Source organism: Achromobacter sp. 413638, from assembly GCF_043119405.1.
Classification (GTDB): domain Bacteria; phylum Pseudomonadota; class Gammaproteobacteria; order Burkholderiales; family Burkholderiaceae_B; genus Achromobacter.
In genome coordinates this window covers 88,158-111,801 of sequence record NZ_JBICCO010000006.1, presented here as the reverse complement: position 1 = coordinate 111,801, position 23,644 = coordinate 88,158, and the positions used below count along the sequence as shown (strand labels likewise).

Below are 23,644 nucleotides of genomic sequence, written 5' to 3'. Positions count from 1 at the left end.
CCGATCCGCCCGGAATCAGCCGGTGGTTTCCGTTTTGTTGCGGCGGGTGATGCCGGTATCGAAACGCTCCACGCCAGGGCGCGCGGCGCCGGTGTTGAAACGTTCCACGCCGGGGCGGGTGGGCGCGGTGTCGAAGCGCTCCACGCCGGGCCGCGCCGCCGGACGCTTGAACAGCTCCACGCCGGGGCGCGTGAAGCGCTCGACGCGCGGCGGGCTCTCGGTCTTGGCCTGCACGCTTTGCGCGGCGACCTGTTCGCGCTTGGCGATGATCTCCTCGGCGCGCTGGTGGTGCGGCGCCATCTTGCGCACCATGACCCGGCCGTCGCGCGGGAAGTAATTGATGCGCCGCGCATGCACGTCGCCCAAGTCCTGGGCCTTGACGGGAATGCCTTCGGTCTTCAGGTAGTTCAGCACGAACTGGCCGTTGCGTTCGCCGATGTTCATCTGCTGCATGGCGGACAGCACCGCGCCGCCGCCGAACACCTTGGCTTCCAGGCGGTCGCGCGAAGCGCCGGCCTTGAGCAGTTCGTTGATCAGCACTTCCATGGCGAAGGCGCCATAGCGCATGGTGGCCGAGGCGGGCGACTGCATGTCGCCCTCCGGCAGCATGAAATGGTTCATGCCGCCGACCCCGGTTTTGGGATCGTGGATACAGGCGGCGACGCACGACCCGAGCACGGTCGAGATCATCAGGTCTTCGTCGGTGACGTAGTACTCGTTGGGAAGTACTTTCACCGCCTGACATTGGAACGCGCTGTCGTAGTAATGGCGCGTTGCGCGAGCTTCAAGACGGGAGACCATGGCGCGGAATATTGGGCAAGGGCAACGATAAGGACACGAAGTGCACTGCTACGGAAAACAGAATTCGTTTCAAAATATGTAAAAAATTTGCGCTTTATTCTTGCATATTCGCAAGACCAGCGGGAGAAATGCTGTGTAACGGCGGCGACAATGCGTCCCTGCTTATATGGCTGGCTGCGTCTCCTGTGTTTTGTTCTTTCCGTTCCACGGCGGCGGCCGCCGCAAGGCCGCGGCCTCTGGGCCGGACTTGGGTTTCGCCGTCTCCGCGGGCAGGGGCCGCGCCAGTCGCGCGCGGTCCCGCCGGGATGATCTGGGACCATCCTACACGGGGACTGCGCGCGGCTTTTCCCCGATCACGGGGAAGAAGGTGCTTTATACGGGGCTTTAGAACGGCGTTTGACGCCGGTTCAGAAACGTGTGCTGCGCGTGACCGACCAGCGCGCCGACAGCGCGCCCAACACGGCGGCGGCCAGCACGGCGCCCGCCAGCATGGGCGTGCCGGGCAGGCGCAGGGCGAACTCGGCGCCGTAGCTGCGGGCCAGGCCGAGCAGGGCGTTGTTCAGCGGCGACAAGGCCAGCGCCGCGACGCCAATGGCCAGCAGCGAGGCCAGCGCGCCCGACAGGCCGCCCAGGTACAGGAAGGGACGGCGCACGAAGGATTCGGTGGCGCCGACCAGCCGCGCCACGGCGATTTCCTCGCGTTGCGACAGCGCCTGCATGCGCACGGTGTTGAACACCGTAGCCAGCACCACGACCGCCACGCAGGCGGCCAGGAAGCCCAGGCCGATGCGGGCGAAGCGCAGGATGGCCTCCAACCGCTGGACCCAGGCGCTGTCCAGCTGCACCAGGTCGACCTGGTCCCATTGCTTCCATATCTTGGCCAGCCGGTCCGCGCGGCCCGACAGGTCCTCGCCGTCGGCCAGCGTGACCACCACCGCGTCGGGCAGCGGGTTGCCCGGCAGCACGGCCAGCGCCTGCTGCCAGGCGGGGTTGGCGCGCAGGCTGGCCAGCGCGTCGTCGCGGCCTACCACGCGCACGGCGCGGATGTCGTCCTGGTGCTCGGACTGGATGCGCTTGGCCACGCCGGCGGCCGCGCCAGCCGGAGCGTCCACGCGCATGAAGACCGTGACCTCGGGCGTGACCGACATCTGGCGCGCCACCGGCTGCACCGATACCAGGATGGCGCTGCCCAGCAGCGGCAGCGCCAGGGCCAGGGCCATGACCAGCAGGTTGGCCAGGGAGGAGAAGGGTTGCTTGATCAGCCGGCGCACGGTGACCATGAGCGCGTAGCGGTGTTGGCGCAGCCAGGCGTTCATGCTTGCGCTCCTTCGCCGGCGGCCGGCGCGGGCGTGGCCGGGCCGTGGGAATCGGAGAACTTGCCGGGGTCGATGCGCAGGGTGCGCGTGGCGTAGCGCGCCATGAGTTCCTGGTCGTGCGAGGCGATCAGCGTGGTGACGCCGACGCGGTTGAAGTCGCGAAACACATTCATGATGCGTTGCGCGTTGTCATGGTCGAGATTGGCGGTGGGCTCGTCGGCGATGAGGATGGCGGGGCGGTTGACGATGGCGCGGGCGATCGCCAGGCGCTGCTGCTCGCCGCCGGACAGCTCGATCGGGTTCAGTTCTTCCTTGCCCGACAGGCCGACCTTGTCCAGCGCCGCGCGGGCGCGCGCGGCCGCCGAGTCCCAGGCCTGACCGGTGACGGCCAGCGGCAGCATGACATTTTCGAACGCGCTGCGATCGAACAGCAGATGGGTGTCCTGCAGGATGACGCCGACGGCGCGCCGCAGATAGGGGCGCGCGCGGGCCGGCAGCTTGTCCAGCCGTTGCCCGTTGACCTGGATGGAGCCGCGGCTGGCGGGCTCCAGCCCGCCGATCAGCTTGAGCAGGGTGGACTTGCCGGCGCCGGACGGCCCGGACACGAAAATGAACTCTCCCGCGCTGACGCGGAAGTTGATGTCGGCCAGGATGTTGCGGCCGCGGCCATACGATTTGAAGACGTGCTGGAATTCGATCATGGCGGCTGTCGGATGAAGCCGCAATAGTAACTCGGGGACAGGGATGCGGACGCATTCCCGCGTGATGAAGACGTTTCCAAAACACGCGTGTGACCGTGCGGAAACACAAGATCTTCCAACGAAAAGCCGTCCCCATTTTTCATGGTGGACGATCGTTTTATTGATCCAGTGTCCCTATATTTCGAGGGAATTCCCCGATGCGCCGCTTGCTGCGCCGCCGCTACCATTCGGCGCATGTGCAGGGCCCACACGGCCCGGTTACCGGCTTCGATTCACCCACACGGAGATCACGATGAAAGTACTGAAACTCGCTGCTGTCGGCGCCGCCTTGTTTGCTGCTTCCGCAGCTTCCCATGCGGGCGCGACCTTCGACAACGTCAAGAAGAAAGGGTTTGTACAGTGCGGCGTTTCCACGGGCATTCCGGGGTTCTCGATCGCGGACAGCAAGGGTGAATGGAAGGGCCTGGACGTGGACCTGTGCCGCGCCATCGCCGCCACCATGTTCGGCGACGCCAGCAAGATCAAGGTCACGCCGCTGAACACGCAGCAGCGCTTCACCGCGCTGCAGTCCGGCGAGGTCGACGTACTGACCCGCAACACCACCGTCACGCTGACGCGCGACACCACGCTGGGCCTGATCGGCGTGGGCGTGAACTACTACGACAGCCAGGGCGTGATGGTCTCCAAGGACCTGAACGTCAAGAGCGCCAAGGAACTGAACGGCGCCACCATCTGCGTGCAGCCCGGCACCACCACCGAGCTGAACCTGGCCGACTGGTTCCGCGGCCAGAAGATCGAATTCAAGCCCGTCGTGATCGACAAGTACGACGAGATCATCCGCGCCTTCTCGGCCGGCCGCTGCGATGCCTTCACGACCGACAAGTCGCAGCTGGCCTCGACCCGCACCACGCTCGAGAACCCGGACAAGTACGTGATCCTGCCGGAAGGCTTCTCCAAGGAGCCGCTGGGCCCCATGGTGCGCCAGGGTGACGAGCAATGGTTCAATGTGGTCCGCTGGTCGCTGAACGCCATGCTGGAAGCCGAGGAATACGGCATCACCAAGGCCAACGTCGACGAGATGACCAAGAGCACCAACCCCAACATCCAGCGCATCCTGGGCGTGACCCCGGGCATGGGCAAGAACCTGGGCGTGGATGACAAGTGGGCCTACAACATCATCAAGCAGGTGGGCAATTACGGCGAGAGCTTCGAGACCACGCTCGGCCAGAAGAGCGCCATGAAGCTTGAGCGCGGCCTGAACGCTTCGTACAAGAACGGAGGCCTGATGTACGGCTGGCCCGTGCGCTGACACGCGGGGCTGCCCGGGGGCGGGACCCGATGTCCCGCCCTGCCCGCCGCGAGCGGGCGGCAGGAGTGGGCGGCGCGACCCGCAAGGCGCCGCCGCCCGGTATCCGACTTCTGTAGAAGTGATTCATGACGAATTCCAACAATAATGCCCATCAGCCGGCGCCGCGGCCTTCCGCGGGCGCCCAGCTTGCTCCCAAGCGGCGGCTGAACTGGAACGATCCGGGCGTGCGGGCGGTGGTGTATCAGGTGGTTGCGCTGGGCGCTGTAGCGCTGGCCGTGTGGTTCCTGGTATCGAACACCCTGCACAACCTGGCGGTGCGCAACATCGCCACCGGTTTCGGCTTCCTCAATCGCGAGGCCGGCTTCGCCATCGGCGAGACACTGGTTTCCTACACACCCGCCGACACTTATGGCCGCGCCATCTGGGTCGGTCTGCTCAACACCCTGCGCGTGGCGGTCATCGGCATCGTGCTGGCCACCCTCCTCGGCACGCTGATCGGCATCGGCCGGCTGTCGAAGAACTGGCTGATCGCCAAGATCACTTCGATCTACGTCGAGGTTATGCGCAACGTGCCGCTGCTGCTGCAGCTGTTCTTCTGGTACGCGCTGATCACGGAAAACATGCCGGGTCCGCGCCAGGCGCACAACCCGCTGCCGGGCGTGTTCATCTCCAACCGCGGCCTGAAGGTGCCGGGGCTGGAGGGCAACTCGCTGGACTGGATGCTGGTCGGGCTGGCCGTGGCCATCGTCGCCATCCTGTTCCTGGGCCACTGGGGCAGGAAGCGCCAGGAAGCCACCGGACGCGTGTTCCCGCTGGGCCGCGCCGCCATCGGCCTGATCGTGCTCGGCCCGCTGGCCGGCTGGCTGGCCAGCGGCGCCTCGCTGACGCTGGACATGCCGGAACTGAAGGGCTTCAACTTCTCGGGCGGCCTTACGCTGTCGCCGGAATTCGCCGCGCTGCTGGCCGGCCTGGTGATCTACACCTCGGCCTTCATCGCCGAAGTGGTGCGCTCGGGCATCCAGGCGGTGAACAACGGCCAGTGGGAAGCGGCCGGCTCGCTGGGCCTGCGCCGTCCGCTGGTGCTGCGCCTGGTGGTGTTGCCGCAGGCGCTGCGCGTGATCATCCCGCCGATGACCAGCCAGTACCTGAACCTGACCAAGAACAGCTCGCTGGCCGTGGCCATCGGCTATCCGGACATCGTGTCGGTGGTCAACACCACGCTGAACCAGACGGGCCAGGCGATCGAGGGCATCCTCATCATCATGGCAGCCTACCTGACGGTCAGCCTGTCGATCTCGATTTTCATGAACTGGTACAACAAGCGCATCGCGCTGGTGGAGCGTTGAGATGAGCAGCACTACGCATACCCCCAGTGAAGGCCTGCCGCCGCCCAAGACGCATACCGGCCTCTGGGCCTGGCTGCGCAGCCGCCTGTTTTCCTCGCCGCTGAACATCCTCATCACGGTGCTGGCCGCCTGGTTCCTGCTGATGGCGGTGCCGGCGCTGGTGGAGTGGGCCTTCATCAAGGCCAACTACACGGCCAGCAACGCCCAGGAATGCCGCCAGTCGGTGGGCGGAGCCTGCTGGGCCTTCATCATTGAAAAGCACCGGTTGATCCTGTTCGGCACCTATCCGTTCGACGAGCAATGGCGCCCGCTGATCGCCACCATCATCCTGGTGGCGGTGATCGTGTGCAGCGGCATCCGCCGTTTCTGGAACTGGAAGCTGGCCCTGATCTGGACCGTCGGCCTGACGGCCGTCGCGCTCCTGATGTGGGGCGGCGTGTTCGGCCTGAGCTACGTCGAGAACGCGCGTTGGGGCGGTCTGCCGCTCACGTTGATCCTGTCGACCTTCGGCATCGCCTTCGCCTTCCCCATCGGCGTGCTGCTGGCCCTGGGCCGGCGCTCGAAGATGCCGGCGATCAAGGCGCTGTGCGTCGTGTACATCGAGCTGATCCGGGGCGTGCCGCTGATCAGTCTGCTGTTCATGTCCTCGGTGATGCTGCCGCTGTTCCTGCCGGAAGGCTTCTCCATCGACAAGCTGCTGCGCGCGCAGATCGCCATCATCATGTTCGCGGCGGCCTACATCGCCGAGACCGTGCGCGGCGGTTTGCAGGCGATCCCCAAGGGGCAGTACGAAGGCGCGGATTCGCTGGGCCTGAACTACTGGCAGCAGATGCGCAAGATCATCCTGCCGCAGGCGCTGAAGATCGTGATCCCGCCGCTGGTGAGCATCTTCATCGCGCTGTTCAAGGACACCTCGCTGGTGGTGATCATCGGCATCTTCGACCTGACGCTCGCGGCCAAGGCGGCCCTGTCCGACGCGGCATGGCGCGGGTTCGGGGTGGAGGCGTACCTGTTCATCTCGCTCATCTACTTCGTGTTCTGCTTTTCCATGTCCAAATACAGCCAGGCGCTGGAACGGCGACTGGCCACTGGCCACGCGCGCTAGCCACTACCGCGCGTCCGCCGCGAGGCGGGCGCGCACAGCGATATCTACGGGAGTACAGGCATGTCTGATGCCATCATTCGTTTGCAGGACGTGAACAAGTGGTACGGCCAGTTCCACGTTTTGCGCAACATCAACCTGGACGTGGCGCCGGGGGAACGCATCGTGGTCTGCGGACCGTCGGGTTCCGGCAAGTCCACCATGATCCGTTGCATCAACCGGCTGGAAGAGCACCAGAAGGGCCACATCATTGTGGACGGCACCGAGCTCACCAACGACCTCAAGCACATCGAGACGATCCGCAAGGACGTGGGCATGGTGTTCCAGCACTTCAACCTGTTCCCGCACCTGACGGTGCTGGAGAACCTGACGCTGGGCCCCATGTGGGTGCTGAAGAAGCCGCGCGCCGAGGCCGAGGCCACGGCCATGAAGTATCTGGAGCGCGTGCGCATCCCCGACCAGGCCAAGAAGTTTCCCGGCCAGCTGTCCGGCGGCCAGCAGCAGCGCGTGGCCATCGCGCGTTCGCTGTGCATGAGCCCCAAGATCATGCTGTTCGATGAGCCGACCTCGGCGCTCGACCCCGAAATGGTCAAGGAAGTGCTGGACGTGATGGTGAGCCTGGCCCAGGAAAGCGGCATGACCATGCTGTGCGTGACCCACGAAATGGGCTTCGCGCGCAAGGTGGCCAACCGCGTCATCTTCATGGACCGTGGCGAGATCATCGAGCAGAACAGCCCGGACGAGTTCTTCGACAATCCGCAGAACGAACGCACCAAGCTGTTCCTGAGCCAGATCCTGCATTGACGGGCGGCGAATCCGGCATGAAAAAGCCGCCTTCGGGCGGTTTTTTCATCGTCGGGCCGCTGCGGTATGCTACGAGCCGCCATTCAAGCGTAGACAGGAGCAAGACCCCATGAACCAAGCCCCCCGCAGCGCCGTCCGTCGCGTCCTGCTGAGCGGCGCCGTGGCGCTGGCCGCCGCGCTGTCCTTCGGCGCGCCCGCCCAGGCCCAGAACACCGATTTCCCCACCAAGCCGCTGCGCTTCGTGGTGCCTTACCCGCCCGGCGGCCCGCTCGACACCATGGCCCGCATGCTGGCCGAGAAGGTGCGCGGCTCGCTGGGCCAGCCCGTCATCGTCGAGAACCGCTCTGGCGCGGGCGGCAACATCGGCGCCGACCTGGTGGCCAAGGCGCCGGCCGACGGCTACACGCTGGTCATGGGCGCGGTGGCGACCCACGCCATCAACCCCTGGCTGTTCGCCAACCTGCCGTATGACCCGGTCAAGGACTTCGCGCCGGTCACCATCGTGGCCTCGGTGCCGAACGTGCTGGTCATGAACGTCGAGTTCGCGCAGAAGAACAAGATCGAGAAGCTGGCCGATCTGATCGATTACGCCAAGAAGAATCCCGGCAAGCTGAACTACGGCTCGGGCGGCAACGGCAGCGCCGGCCACCTGTCCGGCGAGCTGCTCAAGGCGCGCGCCGGCATCAGCGTCGAGCACATTCCCTACCAAGGCGCCGCGCCCGCGCAGCTGGCGCTGCTGTCGGGCCAGTCGGACTTCATGTTCGATAACCTGGCCGCGTCCGCGCCGCTGATCAAGGATGGCAAGGTCAAGGCGCTGGCCGTGACCACCGCCAAGCGCTCCTCGTTGCTGGCCGATGTGCCCACCGTGGAAGAGTCCGGCGTCCAGGGCTTCGACCTGGGTACCTGGTTCGGCGTCTTCACCACGGGCGGCACGCCCGCGCCGGTGGTCGCCAAGCTGAACCAGGCCTATGCCGACGCGATGAAGCAGGACGACGTCAAGCAGCGCCTGCTGACCATGGGTTCGGAAGCGGGCCCGATGACGCCCGAAGCCTTCGCCGGATTCGTCAAGAATGAAAAGGCCAAGTACCAGGAGATCGTCAAGATCTCGGGCGCCAGCCTGAACTGATACGGCAAGAAGCATCCACGGCCCGGCGTCCCAAGCGCCGGGCCGTTTTCATTTCGCGTTTTGATGTTGGTGCGCCGGTTCAGTCGTTCGCGCCGTCGAGCGGGGCGCTCAGCAGACCGTCGATCAACCGCGCCAGCTGCTGGCGGTCCACGTCCAGGTTGGTGCAGCCGTATTGGTCAGGGTCGCGGTTGACCCAGGCGCCCGCCGCGCGCCAGCTGGCGCCCTCGGGCTCCAGCCGCAGCGCATAGATCCAGGTGCCGGTCCAGCTGCGGTGCAGGCACAGCTGGCCGTCTTCCAGGTAGATGAACCACTTGTCTTCCATCTCCTGCGGGATCAGGCCCTGGCGCAGGCGCGCGTACTGGTCGGCGTCGTAGACGGCGTCGAAGGGCAGGTCGGCGCGCTTGGCGGGCGCCGGCAGGCGCTTCCAGGAGTCGGCTCGGGCGATGGGCATGGCGGCGTTGTGTCCTATGCGATGCGGAAGGTTCCGAATACTACGGTCCCGCCACGCATTTGTCTGCCGCCACGCCTGTCCTGCCTCGATCTACATCTTGCACTCGGCCGCGTGCACGTCGGTGTGGTCGCGCGCCAGCACCTTGACGTTCTTGTAGACCAGCTTGCCGTCCGCGCCTTCCTCGATGTGCAGCAGGTACCAGTCCTGCACCGGGTGCTGGTTGGGGCCGAACCTGAACTTGCCGCGCACGCTGGGGAAGTCGGCGCGGCGCAGCGCGTCGCGGAATGCGTCGGGCTTGCCGGCGATGTCGCCGCCGACCGCCTTCAGGCCGGATCCGATCAGGTTGGCCGTGTCGTAGGCCTGGGCCGCGTAGGCGGTGGGCGCGCGCTTGTAGGCCTTGGTGAAGGCGTCGACGAAGTGCTTGTTCTGCGGATTGTCCAGATCGGCGCTCCACAGCGAACTCAGGTAGAAGCCCTTGCCGGCGCTGCCGGTGGCGGCCAGCATGCGGTCGTCCATCGAGTAGATCGGCGTGATCATCTTGATCTTGCCGGCCAGCCCGGAATTGGCGAACTGCTTGGTCAGGTTGATGCCCGCGCCGCCGGGATGGAACTGGAACAGCGCGTCCGGATCCAGCGAACGGATGCGCGCCAGTTCCACCGAGAAATCTGATTGATCGAGCTTGGTGTAGATCTCTTCGACGATCTCGCCCTTGTAGGCGCGCTTGAAACCGGCCACGGCGTCGCGCCCGGCCTGGTAGTTGGGCGCCATGACGACCACGCGCCTGGCGCCCAGGTCGTTGGCGGCCATGCCGGCGGTGTCGGCGTAGGAGTCGTTCTGGAACGCCACCGAGAAATAATTGGGATTGCAGGCGCGGCCGGCGTAGTTCGACGGCGCGGCGTTCAGGCTGACGTAGAAGCCGCCGGCATTGAGCACGGCGGGCGCGACTGCGGCCAGCACGTTCGAGAAGTTCACGCCGGTGAACAGGCGCACGCCGCTCTGCACCATCCTGTCGGCGCTCTGCTTGGCGTTGGCCGGCTTGAGCGCGTCATCCTCGACGCGCACGTTGACCGGCACCCCGCCGAGCTTGCCGCCGCCTTCCTGGACGGCCAGCATGAAGGCGTCGCGCTCGTCCTCGCCGATATAGCCGGCGGGCGTGGACAGCGTGCCGATGAAACCGATGTCCACGGGTTTTTGCTGCGCGCCGGCGGCGTGCGCGTACAACGCCAGCAGCGTGACGGCCGACGCGGCGACGCGTCGGACGGCGCGTCGGGACGCGTTGGTGGCGGGTGTTGCGGCAATGCGGACGGCGCCGCGGGTCGATGCGTGCTTCATGTCGTCTCCTCCTGTGCCTGTTTTTCTATGGCTGGATGGGTCCCGCGAGGCATTGCTCCACTTTCCAGCCGTAGAGCCATTGCAACGCGTCCTGGAACTGGGACTGGCTGCGGCCGGTCCACAGCGAATTGCGCACGGTGCGTTCGACGCCGCGCGCGTGATACAGCCGGCCCATCTCGCGCGTGGACCAGACCACGCGGGCGCTGCGCGGGATGCGGACCGACTCGTAGCGCCGGAAGGCGGCTTCCAGGTCATGGCCGCAGGCGCGCACGGCCTCGCCCAGCGTCACGGCGTCTTCCAGCGCCATGCAGGCGCCTTGCGCCATGTACTGGGTCATGGGATGCGCGGCGTCGCCCAGCAGCGTGACGCGTCCCTGGCCCCAGTGCTCGACCGGCTCGCGGTCGGCGGTGGCCCAGCGCTTCCACGAAGTGGGCCGGTCCAGCATCTGGTGCGGGCGCGGGTGTATGTCCTGGAAGTACGACAGCACTTCTTCCTTGCTGCCGTCGCGCACGCCCCATTCCTCCTGCTCGCGGCTGTGGAAGGTGACGACCAGGTTGTATTGCTGGCCGCCGCGCAGCGGATAGTGGACCAGGTGGCAGTGCGGGCCGGCCCAGAGCACGGGCGCGTTGATGCGCAGTTCCTCGGGCATGTTGTCGCGCTCGACCACGGCCCGGTAGACCACATGGCCGGTGACGCGCACCGGATCGCCCACCATCCGCTGGCGGATCACGGACTTGACGCCGTCGGCGCCGATCACGGCATCGGCCTGGTAGCGGCGGCCCTGCGTGTCCACCACGTCGACGCGCCCGCCTTGCTGCGACACGTCGGCGATCTGGGTGGAGGTGTGGAAGCGGATCAGCGGGTCCTGTCGCACGGCTTCCAGGATGGACAGGTGGATGTCGGCGCGGTGGATGACGGCGTAGGGGCCGCCGAAACGGGCGCGGAAGTCCTCGCCCGTATCGATGCGCACCACCTCGCGGGCATCGACCGCGTCCATCATGATGATGTGGTCGGTGAAGACGGCGCGCTCGCGCGCGGCGCGGCCGACGCCCAGTGCGTCCAGCGCCGCGAAGGCGTTGGGGCCGAGCTGGATGCCCGCGCCGATCTCGCCGATCCGCGAGGCCTGTTCCAGCAGTTGCACCGCCACGCCCTGGCGCGTGAGCGCCAGCGCCGCGGCCAGGCCGCCGATGCCGCCGCCCACCACGATGACCGATTGTCGCGCGGCGCTGTCCGCCCTTGCCGTGTTCATGCCTGTTCCCCTGCCGCCGTTGTGTCCATCGTCATTATTCATGCCACCGCCGAGGGCGGCGTTGCCCGTTCAGTCCTGGCCGCCCAGGAACGCGCCTTGCTCGCGCAGGCGCGCCTGCAAGACCGCCACGGGCAGTTCAGCCGGCAGCGTGCCGGCCTTCAACGCCAGCGCCGCCGCGGCGCCGGCGGCCTCGCCCATCGCGAAGCAGCTGCCGCTGACGCGCGCGGCCGACTGGCCCTCGTGCGTCATGGACGCGCAGCGGCCGGCCACCAGTACGTTGCGCGCCACGCCGGCGCCGCGTCGCGGCAGCATCATGCGGTAGGGCAGCTGGTTGTAGCCGCGCGATTCGGGAATGGGCGGCCACAGCCATTTCACGTCGCCGGCCATGTGCATCTCCAGCGGCCAGCCGTTCACGCCGATGCTGTCGTCGAAGTCGGCGCAGCCCAGCACGTCGTCCTGCGTCAGCATGTACTCGCCGACGATGCGCCGGGTTTCGCGGATGCCGAGTTGCGGCGCGATGTCCAGCACATAGGCCTGCTCGAAGCCCGGCACCTTGGCGCGCAGGAAGGCCAGGTACTGCACGATCTGGCGGCGGCCTTCCAGCTCGCCGGCCGACAGCGATTCGGCGTCGGTGCCGTCGGCCGCGCCGCCATCGGCATCGGCCAGCTGGGTCACGTTGACCCGCCATTCGTAGTCGTGCTTCTGCGGACGCACGATGGCGCCCCGGCGCGGGAAGGTGAATTCGCCGCTGGCGGCGGCCGCGTCCATCAGCGCCGGTATGGTCTTCCAGGCTTCCTGCGCCCGCGCGCCGTCGACGTTGCCGACCTTGAACATCAGCGTGGGATAGAGCATGCCGCCGTGGGCGTCGCCCTTTTCAAAGGGCAGGCCGGCCCAGGCCGCCAGGTCGGCGTCGCCGGAGCAGTCGATGAAGACGCGGCCGCGCACCGCGCGGCGGCCCGACTTGGTTTCCAGGAATAGCGTGTCCACGTCGCCATCGGCGCCGCGCGCCATGCCGGTGGCCAGCGCATGGAACAGGACGCCGGCGCCGCTGTCCCGCAGCAGGCCGTCGGCCGCGCACTTGAGGGCCGAGATGTCGTAGGCCTGGGCGTGGATCTTGCCCAGGATCAGGTGAGGCTCGTTCAGCCCGTCCAGCGCGCGCATGCGGTCCAGCAGCTCATCCGTCATGCCGTGCACCACCTGCCGGATCGTGCCGCGCACGTTGGCGTGCAGGCCGCAGAAGTTCGACACGCCGGCCGCCGTGCCCATGCCGCCCAGGAAGCCATAGCGCTCGACCAGCAGCACGCTGGCGCCGTTGCGCGCGGCGCTGACGGCAGCCAGCAGGCCGGCCGGGCCGCCGCCCAGCACGACGACATCGTATTCGCCGTGCAGCGGGGTCTGGCGGGCGGGTTCGGTGATGTGCATCCGTGTCTCCTTGTCGGCGCGGCGCGCCTACTGGCCCTTGATGCCGAGTTTCTTGATGATGGGGCTCCAGCGTTGCAGCTCGTCGTCCATGTAGGCGCGGAACTGCGCGGGCGTGTCGCCCACCGGATCCATGAACTGGGCCTGCAGGCGCTTGGCGACCTCCGGATCGCGGATCGCCTGGATCAGCGCGTCGGACAGTTTCTTCTGGATGTCGGCCGGCGCCTTGGACGAGATGACGAAGCCGATCCAGGCCGAGCCCTCGATGCCCTGCACGCCAGCCTCGGCCAGCGTGGGAATCTCTGGCAGCAGCGCCGAGCGCTTGGAAGAGGTCACCGCCAGCGCTTTCAGCCTGCCGTCCTTGACCATGGGCATGACCGCGATGGGCGGCAGCGCGCCGAATTGCGTGTCGCCCGACATCAGCGAGGTCAGCGCGGCCGGCGACGAGGGATAGGGCACATGCGTGGCGCGCGCGCCGATCTGCTGCAGCAGCAGTTCCACCGCCAGGTGGGACACGGTGCCCGTGCCGGTCGAGGGGAAGTTGTACTTGTCCGGGTTCTTCTTCAGCGCGTCCAGCAGCTGGCCGACGTTGGCGATGCCGGAACCGGCCGGCACCACCAGCACGTTGGGCTGGTGCACCGCCAGCGTCAGCGGCGCCAGGTCGGTGGCGGGCGCATAGGGCAGCTTGTCGAACAGCAGCGTGTTGTTCACCAGCGGGCCGGTGATGGACACGCCGAAGGTGTAGCCGTCGGGCTTGGCATTGGCGATGGCATAGGTGCCGATGTTGCCGCTGGCGCCGGGCTTGTTCTCGACCACGATGCTCTGGCCGAGCAGCGCGCCCGCTTTCTCGGTGACGATGCGCGCCACCTGGTCCGGGCTGGAGCCGGGGCCGAACGGCACCAGCGCCTTGAGCGGCTGGCTGGGCCAGGCCTGGGCCTGGGCGGCGGCAAGCGGCGCCAGCGCGGCGAGGGCCAGCGCGACGGCGCTTGCGGCCTGGGTCAATGGCTTATGCATGGTTGTCTCCCGCGTCCTTCATGGCATCGAAGTAGGTCTGTTCATTGGCGATGAAGGCCGCCACCATGGCGCGATAGGCGGCGTCGACCACCTGCTCCAGATTGGCGAAGCCCTGGTTGTGGCGCTCGGCCAGGCGGCGCGCCTTTTCAAAGACTTCGGCCTGGCGCGCCGGGGCGCTGACCTGGTAGGCGTCGCGCTTGAAGCGGGCGGCGTCCTTCACGTACATGGCGCGCTCGGCGATCAGCTTGACGATCTGGTCGTCCAGCCGGTCGATGTTGGCGCGCACGTCGGCCAGCGTGGCGCACAGGGGCCGGTAGTCCGGGTCCAGGTATTCGCGCAGCGGACGGCCTTGGGTATCGGGTTCTTGCATGGTTTCCTGCTGTGGCTATTGGATGTAGTCGGGCTGCTGGGCGGGCGCGGCCCGCTGGAAGGCGGGCTGGGCGACGCAGTGCTCATGGACGCGCATGACATGGGCGTATGGCGTCAGATCGCAGCCCATGCGCTGCGCGTTGGCCACCTGGGGCACCAGGCAGCAGTCGGCCAGCGTGGGCGCGTCGCCGAAGCAATAGGCGCCGTGGCCGTGGCGTTGCAGCAGCGCCTCGACGGCGGCCATGCCCTCGGCGATCCAGTGGCGATACCAGTCGGTCTTCTGCGCGTCGCTGGCGCCCAGCACGTCCTGCAGGTAGCGCAGGATGCGCATGTTGTTGACGGGATGGATGTCGCAGGCGATGGCCAGCGACAGTTCCAGCACGCGCGCCCGCGCCATCGCATCCGTGGGCAGCAGGCGCGGCTCGGGATGGGTGGCGTCCAGGTAGTCGATGATGGCCAGCGACTGCGACAGCTGCGTGTCGCCGTCGATCAGCAGCGGCACGCCGGCGGACGGGTTCAGCGCCACATATCCGGCGGCGCGCTGTTCCTGTTTGCGCAGGTTCACCGGCAGGTATTCGTAGGACAGTCCCTTGAGCGCCAGCGCGATGCGCACGCGGTACGAGGTGGAGCTGTTGAAGAAGTTTTGCAGTTGCATGGGCGGCTCTTCGCGGAAGGTCTCAGGCCATGCGCACGCTGAGCGTGCCCAGGCCGTCCACGCCGCCGGTCATGAGGTCGCCGCGCACCACCGGGCCCACGCCTTCGGGGGTGCCGGTATAGATCAGGTCGCCGGCTTCCAGACGGAAGTACTTCGACAGGTAGGCCACGGTCTCGGCCACTGACCAGATGAGCTTGCCGATGTCGCTGCGCTGCTTGTCGCGGCCGTTGACCTGCAGCCAGATGCCGGTGCGGGCGATGTCGGGCAGCGCGGCGGCGGGGCGCAGCGGGCCGATCGGCGCGCTCTGGTCGAAGGCCTTGCCCAGCTCCCAGGGGCGGCCGGCCTCGCGCATCTTCATCTGCAGGTCGCGGCGTGTCATGTCCAGGCCCACGGCATAGCCCCAGACATGGTCCAGCGCGTTTTCCACGGCGATGTTCGCGCCGCCCTTGCCGATGGCGGCGACCAGCTCGATTTCATAGTGCAGGTTGGCGGTCTCGGGCGGGTAGGGCAGCGACAGCGTCTCGCCTTCGGCCACCGGCACCACGGCATCGGCCGGCTTGCAGAAGAAGAAGGGCGGTTCGCGGTCCGGGTCGAAGCCCATCTCGCGGGCATGGGCGGCGTAGTTGCGGCCCACGCAATAGACGCGGCGCACGGGATAGCGGTCGGCGCTGCCGGCCACGGGCACCGCGACGGGCGCGGCGGGGGCAAAGACGAAAGACATGGATCACCCTTCTGATGCGGGACTGTCGGAAAACGGAAAGGCGCGCGGGGGGCCGCGCGTTCAGTCGGCGCGCGCTTCGCGCCAGACGCCCAGCGCGGCCTGCACCGGGCGGTCGGAATAGCTGAACAGCGTGGCGTCTTCCAGCGCCGCCAGCTGCAGCGGCTGCCAGGACGGCGCCACGAATACGTCGCGCGGGCCGAAATGGAATTCCTGCTCGCCGATGCGGGCCGTGCCGCGGCCCTCCACCACGCAGTAGACGGTGGAGTCGGTGCAGCGGCTGGTCTTGCCCTGGAAGCCGGCGGGCAGGAGCTGCATGAAGGTGGCCATGGTGGGCATGGGATAGCCGCCCGTGGCAGGGTTCAGGTAGCGCAGCTTGACGCCGTCCCAGGGGTCCAGCTCGCCGTGGCGGTAGAGCTGATCCAGCGCCTCGCGGCTGCGCTCATACGGGTAGTTGAAGATCGGCGAGGTGCCGCCCGTCGCCTGGTGGCGCACCGGCGCCATGTTGTGGCCGTAGCGCGCCATGCTGTCGCCCTCGGGGCGGGTGACGGGCTGGGTGGCCGAGGGGTAGTTCTCGGCAAAGCCCGCGTCCAGGAAGCGCAGCAGCGGGATGTCCAGGCCGTCCAGCCAGACCACCGGCTCGCCGCCGTCGGCGCTGTCGGCGTTGCCGTGGTCATGCCAGGTCCAGGACGGGGTGATGATGAAGTCGCCGGGGCGCATGGTGGTGCGCTCGCCATTGACCGCCGTGTAGGCGCCGCGTCCCTCGACGATGAAGCGCAGCGCGGATTGGGTGTGGCGGTGGCTGGGCGCGATCTCGCCGGGCAGGATCAGCTGCAGGCCGGCGTACAGGCTTTGCGTGATGCTGGCCTGGCCGGGCAGGCCGGGGTTCTCCAGGATCAGCACGCGGCGCACGGCTTCCTCGGCGCTGATCAGCGCGCCGGAGGCCATGACGTCGGCGCGCACGTCCTCGTACTTCCAGATGGCGGGCACGCAGCGCGGCGCGGGCTCGCGCGGCACCAGGTTGTGCAGCGACTCCCATAGCGGGGCCATGTGCTTCTTGGCGATGCGCGCGTAATAGGCGGCGCGATCCGCGCCGGCGGTGTGGCTGTCCTGCATGCTTGTCTCCTGGGCGAGCCGGTTCAGGCCGGCTTCTGCTCGGGACCGTCGCGGCGGGGCGCGGTCCGGATGGTGGAGACGATTATGCGCAGGCAGCTATGTGTTTTGAAATGAAATTATCTTATTATCCATACGAAGAAATATATATTTCAGAGACAAGCAAGGGGCTTGCATGGACTGGACCCACCGGTTGCGCCTGCGCAACCTGAAGATGCTGCTCAGCCTGGACCAGACCCGCAACATCAGCCATTCGGCGGCCATGCTCAATACCACGCAGCCCGGCCTGTCGAAGTGGCTGAAGGATCTGGAAGACGATATCGGCCTGCCGCTGTTCGAGCGGCACGCGCGCGGGCTGCGGCCCACGCCGCATGGCGACGTGCTGATCGCCCACGCGCGCCGCGTCGAGGCTCAGCTCGACCGCGCCGGCGAGGACATGGCCGCGCTGCGCGAGGGCGGCGGCGGGCGGGTGGTGATCGGCGCCTCGGGCGCGTCGGCGTCCGACACGGTGCCGCTGGCGGTGATGAAGCTGCTCGAGCGCATGCCGCAGGCGCGCGTGAAACTGGTCGAAGGCACCACCGACCGGCTGCTGGAGCAACTGGCGCAAGGTGGGCTGGACATCGTGGTGGGGCGCTCGGCGCCCGAGCATCACGATCCCGCCATCCGCTACGAGGCGCTCTATCTGGAACCCATCCACCTGGTGGGGGGGCCGCGCCATCCGCTGTTCGCCGTCGCGCAGCCGGACTGGCCGCAGCTGCTGTCGTACCGCTGGATCCTGTGGCCCAGGGGCACGCCCATCCGCAATGCGCTGGACGCCGCGCTGGCCGCCGCCGGCCAGGTCGCGCCAGCCGACCACGTGGAATCCAATTCGGTGACCATCAATCTCACGCTGCTCAACAACAGCGACATGATCGGCGTGGCCTCGCACCGCGCCGCGCTGCGCTTCTCGGAGCTGCGGGCCATGCGCATCCTGCCGGTGCGCCTGTCGGGCTTCGGCTCGGTGGCGATGTACTGGCGTGAGGACGCCTTCCGGCCGGCGGCCGTGCAGGAGGCGATGGCGGCCCTGCGCGCCACGGTGGCCGAACACGCGCCGGGCGCGGCGAGGTCCTGACATGCCCGCGTCCCGCCGTGGCCTGAATGCGCTGATCGCGCAGTGCCGCCGGCTGGAGGCGGAGCTGGACGGCGCCGGGTCCAGGGAGTCGACGGCGATGCATCGCTTCGTCGCCGAGATGGACGCGCATCGCGCGCCGCCGGGCATGTGGTCGCCGCTGGCGCTGGCGGTGCTGACGATGGCGGGCGGGGTGGGCGTGGGGCTGGGCCTGCTGAGCCTGCTGCTGCCGCTGGCGGGCGCGGCGGCGGCGGCCTTCGCGCTGGTACTGGCCTGCGCCGCGACCGCGCTGGTCCTGGCCATCGGCGTGGTGGCCTTCATGGGCGGACACGCCTACGGGCTGGTGCTGCTCAGGCGGCTGGCGCTGGGTCTGGCGGCCGCCGGCGCGCTGGGCCTGATCGCCTGGACTCAGGGCGACATGCGCGCGGTGGGGCCGGCGCTGGCGCTGTCCTGCGGACTGGGCGCCTGGCTGGTGCTGGACAGCAGTGCCTTCTATGTCTACGCCGGCTACCGGATGGCGCGGCGGGCGATGGACCGGCGCGAGGGCCGCCGGCGCTGACCGCGCCGGCGGTACCGGGCGCGGCCGCTACCTGGCGGTGTTGGACCAGCCCTTGGACAGCTCCACCGCCTGGCGCCAGCGCTGCATGCGGGCCGCGCGCACCGATTCCGGCCAGGCTGGCTGGAAGGTCCGCTCGGCTTGCCACTTGGAGGCGAACTCGTCTTGGCCGGACCAGAAGCCCACGGCAAGGCCGGCCAGGCCGGCCGCGCCCAGCGCGGTTGATTCCGATACGCGCGGGCGCACCACGGGCACGCCCAACAGGTCGGCCTGCATCTGCATGAGCAGGTCGTTGCGCGCCGCGCCGCCGTCCACGCGCAGCTCGGTCAGGGCGATGCCGCTGTCGCCGTTCATGCAGGTCAGCAGCTCGGCGCTTTGCAGCGCGATGGATTCCAGCGTGGCGCGGGCGATATGCGCGCGCGTGGTGCCGCGCGTCAGTCCGACCAGGGTGCCGCGCGCGTAGGGGTCCCAATGCGGCGCGCCCAGGCCGGCGAAGGCCGGCACCATGAACACGTCGTCGGTGTCGGCGACGCTGGCGGCCAGCGCCTCGATCTCTTCCGAGCGCTGGATAATGCCCAGCCCGTCGCGCAGCCACTGCACCGCCGCGCCGGCCACGAACACGCCGCCTTCCAGCATGTACGCAGGTTTCCAGGCGCCGGGCGAGCCGGCATCTGGCAGGCCCCAGCCCACGGTGGACAGCAGGTTGTTGGCCGAGCGCACCGGCTTGTCGCCAACGTTCATCAGCATGAAGCAGCCGGTGCCGTAGGTGTTCTTGGCCATGCCGGGCGTGAAGCAGGCCTGGCCGAAGGTGGCGGCCTGCTGGTCGCCAGCCACGCCGGCGATGGGGATGGGGCCGCCCAGCCATTCGGGCAGGGCGTTGCCGATCACCGCGCTGCTCGGCGCGATGCCGGGCAGCACGCTGCGCGGGATGTTCAGCAGCGCCAGGATGTCATCGTTCCAGTCCTGCGTGTGCAGGTCGAACAGCATGGTGCGCGAGGCGTTGCTGGGGTCGGTGCTGTGCACCGCGCCGCCGGTCAGCTGCCACACCAGCCAGGTGTCGACGGTGCCGAAGGCCAGTTCGCCGCGCTCGGCCATCTGGCGCGCGCCGGGCACGTGGTCGAGCAGCCAGGACAGCTTGGTGCCCGAGAAGTACGCGTCCAGCACCAGGCCGGTGCGGGACTGCAGGAAATCGGCGTGCCCGTCGGCGCGCAGCCGGTCGCACAGCGGCGCGGTGCGGCGGTCCTGCCAGACGATGGCGCGCGCCAGCGGGCGGCCGGTGGCGCGCTCCCAGATCAGCGTGGTTTCGCGCTGGTTGGTGATGCCGATGGCGGCTACGTCGGCCGCGGTGGCCGCGGCGTTGCGCAGCGCTTCGCGCGCCACGTCGAGCTGGCTGTGCCAGAGCTCGCCGGCATCGTGCTCGACCCAGCCCGGCCGGGGATAGTGCTGGTGGAATTCACGCTGGCCGACGCCGCGCACCACGCCGTCGCGGTCGAACACGATGGCCCGGGAACTGGTCGTGCCCTGGTCCAGGGCGAGGACAAACTCATTCGTCGTCACTTTGCTTTGCGCCGTTCAGGTGTGCCCCGGCCAGAGGCTCGAGGCGTCTAAAGGAGAAAACCGAGGCCGCGCACATCAGGCCGATGACGATGAAACCCGCGACCACGTCGCGTATGGCCAGCGTCTCGGCGCCGCGCAAGGTCATGCTGACGTTCAGCGTGACGGCGGCCACCCCCACGCCCAGGCTGATGCCCAACTGCTGCGCCATCGCAGCGAAGCTGCTGGCGCGGCTCATCTTGGCCGGCGGGATATCGGCATAGGTTAGCGTATTTACGCCGGTGAACTGCAGCGAGCGGAAGAAGCCGCCGACCAGCAGCACGGCGATCATCAGCCAGACCGGCGTGGTGGGCGTGAAGGCGGCGCTGGCGGCCACGAAGGCGCCGGCCAGCACCGCGTTGACGGTAAGCACGCGGCGAAAGCCGAAGTGCCTGACGATGGGCGTGGCCACGAACTTCATCAGCAGCGCGCCGGCGGCGCTGGCGAAGGTGATCAGTCCGGCCGAGAACGGCGTCAGGCCGAAACCCACCTGCAGCAGCATGGCCAGCAGGAAGGGCGTGGCGCCCACGGTGAAGCGGCACAGGTTGCCGCCCAGCGTGGAGATGGCGAAGGTGGGGATCTTCATCAGCGACAGGTCGATGATGGGATGCTCTACGCGCCTGGCGTGCCAGGCGTAGAGCAGGCCGCAGGCGGCGCCGGCGGCGAGCAGGCCCAGCAACGCGGGCAACGGCATGATGTCGCGGCCGATGGCCTCGAAGCCGCTGACCAGCATGGCCAGACAGGCAGCGCTCAGCAGGAAGCCCAGCCAGTCCAGGCCGGGCGCGCTTTCCTCGCGGATCTCGGCCACGTAGCGCAGCACCAGTGCGATGCCCAGCACGCCGATCGGGATGTTGATGAGGAAGATCCAGTGCCAGGACATGTAGGTGACCATGAAACCGCCCAGCGGCGGTCCGATCACTGGCCCCAGCAGCGCCGGGATGGAAAGGAAGGACATGGCCTTCAGCAGATCCTGCTTGGGCACCGTGCGCAGCAGGATGATGCGGCCCACCGGGACCATCATGGCCCCGGCCATGCCTTGCACGATGCGCGCCAGGACCAGCTGCGGCAGGTCCTGGGCCAGGGCGCAGGCGACGGAACTCAGGGTGAACAGGCCGATGGCGGCCACGAACACGCGCCGCGCGCCGTACCGGTCTGCCGCCCAGCCGCTGACCGGCACGAACACGGCCACCGACAGCAGGTAGGAGGTGATGGCCACGTTCAGCCGCACCGGTGTCGAATCCAGGGCCCGGGCCATGGCCGGCAGGGCGGTGGCCACCACAGTGGCGTCCAGCATCTGCATGAAGAGCGCGCAGCCCACGATGAAGGGAATCATCCGCGCCGCGCGCTGCGCGTCCGGGGTCGAGGGCGGAGCGGGATGGGCGGCTGCGGCGGTGTCTGCGGGCATGGCGGGAGGGGGCGTTGGGTGCCGGAAGATTGTAACGCCGGGGGTGGCCCGGGGTGCAGTAAACTCCCGGGATCAGAAACCCGCTGAAATTGGTGTCATGGCAACCAACTACGAATCCGAGATCACTCTTTTCCTGAAGGACTACAAGAAGTCCCATCCCGGCACCGAGGAGCGCCAGCGCGAAGGCCGCGCCCGCCTCTGGGACAAGCCGCAGGACCAGGAACTGCAGGAAGGCTTCCGCGCGGCCCGCGTGCCGCAAAAGCCGTACGTGTATCAGGCCGACTGATACCGTCGCGGCAGCCATGTCCAAGAACGGCTCCGTCCCAGGCGACGCCCTGGCCGCGCTCGTGGAACCGCCCGTCGACAGCACCCCTGACACGGTCGACAGCGTGGCCTTCGCTCGCCTTTACGGCGAGCCGCTGTTCCAGATGCCGACGGACCTGTATATCCCGCCGGATGCGCTGGAGATCTTCCTCGAGGCGTTCGAGGGGCCGCTGGACCTGCTGCTGTACCTGATCCGCAAGCAGAACTTCAACGTTCTGGACATTCCCATGGCGGATGTCACGCGGCAATACCTGTCGTATGTGGACCAGATCCGCATCCACAACCTGGAGCTGGCCGCCGAGTACCTGCTCATGGCGGCGATGCTCATCGAGATCAAGTCGCGCATGCTGCTGCCGGTCAGGAAGACCGACACCGGCGAAGAGCCCGAGGACCCGCGCGCCGAACTGGTCCGCCGCCTGCTCGAGTACGAGCAGATGAAGCTGGCGGCGCAGAAGCTCGACGCCATGCCCCAGCTGGGCCGCGATTTCGTCAGCAGCCACGCCGTGGCCGACCTGAGCGTGGAGCGCATGCTGCCCGAGGTCGATGTGGACGACCTGCGCGCGGCCTGGGCCGACATCATGAAGCGCGCGCGGCTCAACCAGCACCACCACATCACGCGCGAACAGCTGTCCGTGCGCGACCACATGACCCATATCCTGAGGCGCCTGAACGACGTGCGCTTCATGGAGTTCGGCGACCTCTTCATGGAGCGCATCCGCGAAGGCGCGCCCGCGGCCGTGGTCGTCGTGCATTTCATCGCCATGCTCGAGCTGGCCCGCGAATCGCTGCTGGAGATCACGCAGGCCGAGCCCTACGCGCCGATCTACGTGCGCCTGGCCTACACGAGCGTGGCCGCCGTCGCGGCCTGATCCGCCGGCGGGGCTGCGCCCAACCCCGGAGAATTCCCTTGAAAGTCGTCCACACCATCCAGGAACTGCGCGACCAGCTGCGCGGCCAGAACCGCGTCTCCTTCGTGCCCACCATGGGCAACCTGCACGAAGGCCACCTGTCCTTGATGAAGATGGCCCGCCAGCACGGCGACCCGGTGGTGGCCAGCATCTTCGTCAACCGGCTGCAGTTCGGGCCCAACGAGGACTTCGACCGCTATCCCCGCACGCTGGCGGCCGACATCGAGAAGATGGAGCGCGAGCGCGACGTCTACGTGCTGTTCGCGCCCGACGAGCGCGAGATGTATCCCGAGCCGCAGAACTACCGTGTGCAGCCGCCCGACGACCTGGGCGACATTCTGGAAGGCGAGTTCCGGCCCGGCTTCTTCACGGGCGTGAGCACCGTGGTGCTGAAGCTGTTTTCCTGCGTGCAGCCGCGCGTGGCCGTGTTCGGCAAGAAGGACTATCAGCAGCTCATGGTGGTGCGCAACATGTGCCGCCAGTTCCAGCTGCCGGTGGAAGTGCTGGCGCACGAGACCGTGCGCGCCGACGACGGCCTGGCGCTGTCCTCGCGCAACCGCTACCTGAGCGACGCCGAGCGCGCCGAGGCGCCGGCGCTGTACGCCGAGCTGCGCGCCATCGAGCAGCGGCTGGTCGCCGGCGCGACCGACTCGGCCGCGCTGGAGACCGAGGCCGCCGCCAGCCTGGCGCGCCGTGGCTGGCAGGTGGATTACATCTCGGTGCGCCGCCAGCGCGACCTGAAGCGTCCCGAGGCCGCCGACTTGGCCGCCGGCGAACCGCTGGTGGCGCTGGCCGCCGCCAAGCTGGGCGCGACCCGGCTGATCGACAACCTGGAACTGGCCTACCGGGTGTAGCCGCCGGGGGGCGGGCGCGGCCCGCCGCTGTCAGAATTGCCAGCTTACGGCCTGGCCAACGCCGCGGCAGA

24 protein-coding genes are annotated in these 23,644 nt (G+C 68.1%); 10 read left to right on the top strand and 14 right to left on the bottom strand.

Annotation, left to right across the window (positions count from 1 at the left end):
• Positions 1-15 precede the first annotated feature (15 nt).
• The 3 genes from cheD to ACEU5R_RS04585 form a co-directional block, all read right to left on the bottom strand.
• Positions 16-801: a chemoreceptor glutamine deamidase CheD gene (gene cheD / locus ACEU5R_RS04595; RefSeq protein WP_392409254.1), complete on the bottom strand. Its 786-nt coding sequence runs from the start codon at positions 799-801 to the stop codon at positions 16-18.
• Between the two features lie 407 nt (positions 802-1,208).
• Positions 1,209-2,117, bottom strand: coding sequence for a cell division protein FtsX (locus ACEU5R_RS04590; RefSeq protein ID WP_392409253.1), 909 nt, complete (start codon positions 2,115-2,117; stop codon positions 1,209-1,211).
• Positions 2,114-2,818 (bottom strand): cell division ATP-binding protein FtsE, encoded by a 705-nt coding sequence (locus ACEU5R_RS04585; RefSeq protein ID WP_103272244.1) that lies wholly within the window; start codon positions 2,816-2,818, stop codon positions 2,114-2,116. Before ACEU5R_RS04585 ends, ACEU5R_RS04590 begins: the two co-directional genes overlap by 4 nt.
• Positions 2,819-3,110: 292 nt before the next feature.
• Here ACEU5R_RS04585 and ACEU5R_RS04580 point away from each other — a divergent pair, with 292 nt between their 5' ends.
• The 5 genes from ACEU5R_RS04580 to ACEU5R_RS04560 all read left to right on the top strand — a co-directional run bounded on the left by ACEU5R_RS04580 (position 3,111) and on the right by ACEU5R_RS04560 (position 8,505).
• A complete protein-coding gene (locus tag ACEU5R_RS04580) occupies positions 3,111-4,127 on the top strand; it encodes an amino acid ABC transporter substrate-binding protein (protein WP_103272245.1) in 1,017 nt (338 codons plus the stop codon).
• A 125-nt stretch (positions 4,128-4,252) separates the two neighbouring features.
• A complete protein-coding gene (locus tag ACEU5R_RS04575; RefSeq protein WP_392409252.1) occupies positions 4,253-5,473 on the top strand; it encodes an amino acid ABC transporter permease in 1,221 nt (406 codons plus the stop codon).
• Between the two features lies 1 nt (position 5,474).
• On the top strand, positions 5,475-6,578 hold the full coding sequence (locus tag ACEU5R_RS04570) for an amino acid ABC transporter permease (protein ID WP_103272247.1): 1,104 nt from the start codon (positions 5,475-5,477) through the stop codon (positions 6,576-6,578).
• 60 nt (positions 6,579-6,638) lie between these two features.
• A complete protein-coding gene (locus ACEU5R_RS04565) occupies positions 6,639-7,379 on the top strand; it encodes an amino acid ABC transporter ATP-binding protein (protein ID WP_103272248.1) in 741 nt (246 codons plus the stop codon).
• 109 nt (positions 7,380-7,488) lie between these two features.
• Positions 7,489-8,505, top strand: coding sequence for a Bug family tripartite tricarboxylate transporter substrate binding protein (locus ACEU5R_RS04560; protein ID WP_392409251.1), 1,017 nt, complete (start codon positions 7,489-7,491; stop codon positions 8,503-8,505).
• Positions 8,506-8,584: 79 nt separating this feature from the next.
• Here ACEU5R_RS04560 and ACEU5R_RS04555 read toward each other — a convergent pair whose 3' ends face one another.
• The 9 genes from ACEU5R_RS04555 to gtdA all read right to left on the bottom strand — a co-directional run bounded on the left by ACEU5R_RS04555 (position 8,585) and on the right by gtdA (position 16,828).
• Positions 8,585-8,956 carry a hypothetical protein gene (locus tag ACEU5R_RS04555; protein WP_392409250.1) on the bottom strand — a complete coding sequence of 124 codons (372 nt, stop codon included), beginning with the start codon at positions 8,954-8,956 and terminating at the stop codon, positions 8,585-8,587.
• 90 nt (positions 8,957-9,046) lie between these two features.
• The gene (locus ACEU5R_RS04550) at positions 9,047-10,288 is read right to left on the bottom strand and encodes an ABC transporter substrate-binding protein (RefSeq protein WP_392409249.1); all 1,242 of its coding nucleotides are present in this window, start codon (positions 10,286-10,288) and stop codon (positions 9,047-9,049) included.
• Between the two features lie 25 nt (positions 10,289-10,313).
• Positions 10,314-11,537, bottom strand: coding sequence for a 3-hydroxybenzoate 6-monooxygenase (locus ACEU5R_RS04545; protein WP_392409248.1), 1,224 nt, complete (start codon positions 11,535-11,537; stop codon positions 10,314-10,316).
• A 69-nt stretch (positions 11,538-11,606) separates the two neighbouring features.
• Complete coding sequence (locus tag ACEU5R_RS04540) at positions 11,607-12,959, bottom strand: FAD-dependent oxidoreductase (RefSeq protein WP_392409247.1); 1,353 nt, start codon at positions 12,957-12,959, stop codon at positions 11,607-11,609.
• Between the two features lie 27 nt (positions 12,960-12,986).
• Positions 12,987-13,970, bottom strand: a complete 984-nt coding sequence (locus ACEU5R_RS04535) for a Bug family tripartite tricarboxylate transporter substrate binding protein (RefSeq protein WP_392409245.1) — start codon at positions 13,968-13,970, stop codon at positions 12,987-12,989.
• Positions 13,963-14,340: a chorismate mutase gene (locus tag ACEU5R_RS04530; RefSeq protein ID WP_103272257.1), complete on the bottom strand. Its 378-nt coding sequence runs from the start codon at positions 14,338-14,340 to the stop codon at positions 13,963-13,965. Before ACEU5R_RS04530 ends, ACEU5R_RS04535 begins: the two co-directional genes overlap by 8 nt.
• 15 nt (positions 14,341-14,355) lie before the next feature.
• Positions 14,356-14,994 (bottom strand): maleylacetoacetate isomerase, encoded by a 639-nt coding sequence (gene maiA / locus ACEU5R_RS04525; RefSeq protein ID WP_392409243.1) that lies wholly within the window; start codon positions 14,992-14,994, stop codon positions 14,356-14,358.
• 22 nt (positions 14,995-15,016) lie between these two features.
• Positions 15,017-15,715 carry a fumarylacetoacetate hydrolase family protein gene (locus ACEU5R_RS04520; protein ID WP_392409242.1) on the bottom strand — a complete coding sequence of 233 codons (699 nt, stop codon included), beginning with the start codon at positions 15,713-15,715 and terminating at the stop codon, positions 15,017-15,019.
• A gap of 60 nt (positions 15,716-15,775) precedes the next feature.
• Positions 15,776-16,828 (bottom strand): gentisate 1,2-dioxygenase, encoded by a 1,053-nt coding sequence (gtdA, locus tag ACEU5R_RS04515; RefSeq protein ID WP_103272260.1) that lies wholly within the window; start codon positions 16,826-16,828, stop codon positions 15,776-15,778.
• Between the two features lie 172 nt (positions 16,829-17,000).
• On the opposite strand from gtdA, the gene ACEU5R_RS04510 reads away from it, so the two are divergent.
• Both ACEU5R_RS04510 and ACEU5R_RS04505 read left to right on the top strand, forming a co-directional pair.
• A complete protein-coding gene (locus ACEU5R_RS04510; protein WP_392409241.1) occupies positions 17,001-17,936 on the top strand; it encodes a LysR family transcriptional regulator in 936 nt (311 codons plus the stop codon).
• A 1-nt stretch (position 17,937) separates the two neighbouring features.
• Positions 17,938-18,492 carry a hypothetical protein gene (locus ACEU5R_RS04505; RefSeq protein WP_103272262.1) on the top strand — a complete coding sequence of 185 codons (555 nt, stop codon included), beginning with the start codon at positions 17,938-17,940 and terminating at the stop codon, positions 18,490-18,492.
• A 27-nt stretch (positions 18,493-18,519) separates the two neighbouring features.
• On the opposite strand, the gene glpK is transcribed toward ACEU5R_RS04505, so the two are convergent.
• The gene (gene glpK, locus ACEU5R_RS04500; RefSeq protein ID WP_103272263.1) at positions 18,520-20,046 is read right to left on the bottom strand and encodes a glycerol kinase GlpK; all 1,527 of its coding nucleotides are present in this window, start codon (positions 20,044-20,046) and stop codon (positions 18,520-18,522) included.
• The gene (locus ACEU5R_RS04495; protein WP_392409240.1) at positions 20,033-21,487 is read right to left on the bottom strand and encodes a DHA2 family efflux MFS transporter permease subunit; all 1,455 of its coding nucleotides are present in this window, start codon (positions 21,485-21,487) and stop codon (positions 20,033-20,035) included. The genes glpK and ACEU5R_RS04495 overlap by 14 nt, the downstream gene beginning before the upstream one ends.
• A 97-nt stretch (positions 21,488-21,584) precedes the next feature.
• On the opposite strand from ACEU5R_RS04495, the gene ACEU5R_RS04490 reads away from it, so the two are divergent.
• Genes ACEU5R_RS04490 through panC form a run of 3 tightly spaced genes read left to right on the top strand, consistent with a single transcriptional unit; the run spans position 21,585 to position 23,573 of the window.
• Positions 21,585-21,773 (top strand): DUF3460 family protein, encoded by a 189-nt coding sequence (locus ACEU5R_RS04490; protein WP_103272265.1) that lies wholly within the window; start codon positions 21,585-21,587, stop codon positions 21,771-21,773.
• 16 nt (positions 21,774-21,789) lie between these two features.
• Entirely contained in the window at positions 21,790-22,680 is an 891-nt protein-coding gene (locus tag ACEU5R_RS04485; protein ID WP_103272266.1) for a ScpA family protein, read from the top strand.
• A 38-nt stretch (positions 22,681-22,718) separates the two neighbouring features.
• Complete coding sequence (panC, locus tag ACEU5R_RS04480) at positions 22,719-23,573, top strand: pantoate--beta-alanine ligase (RefSeq protein WP_392409239.1); 855 nt, start codon at positions 22,719-22,721, stop codon at positions 23,571-23,573.
• Positions 23,574-23,644 lie beyond the last annotated feature (71 nt).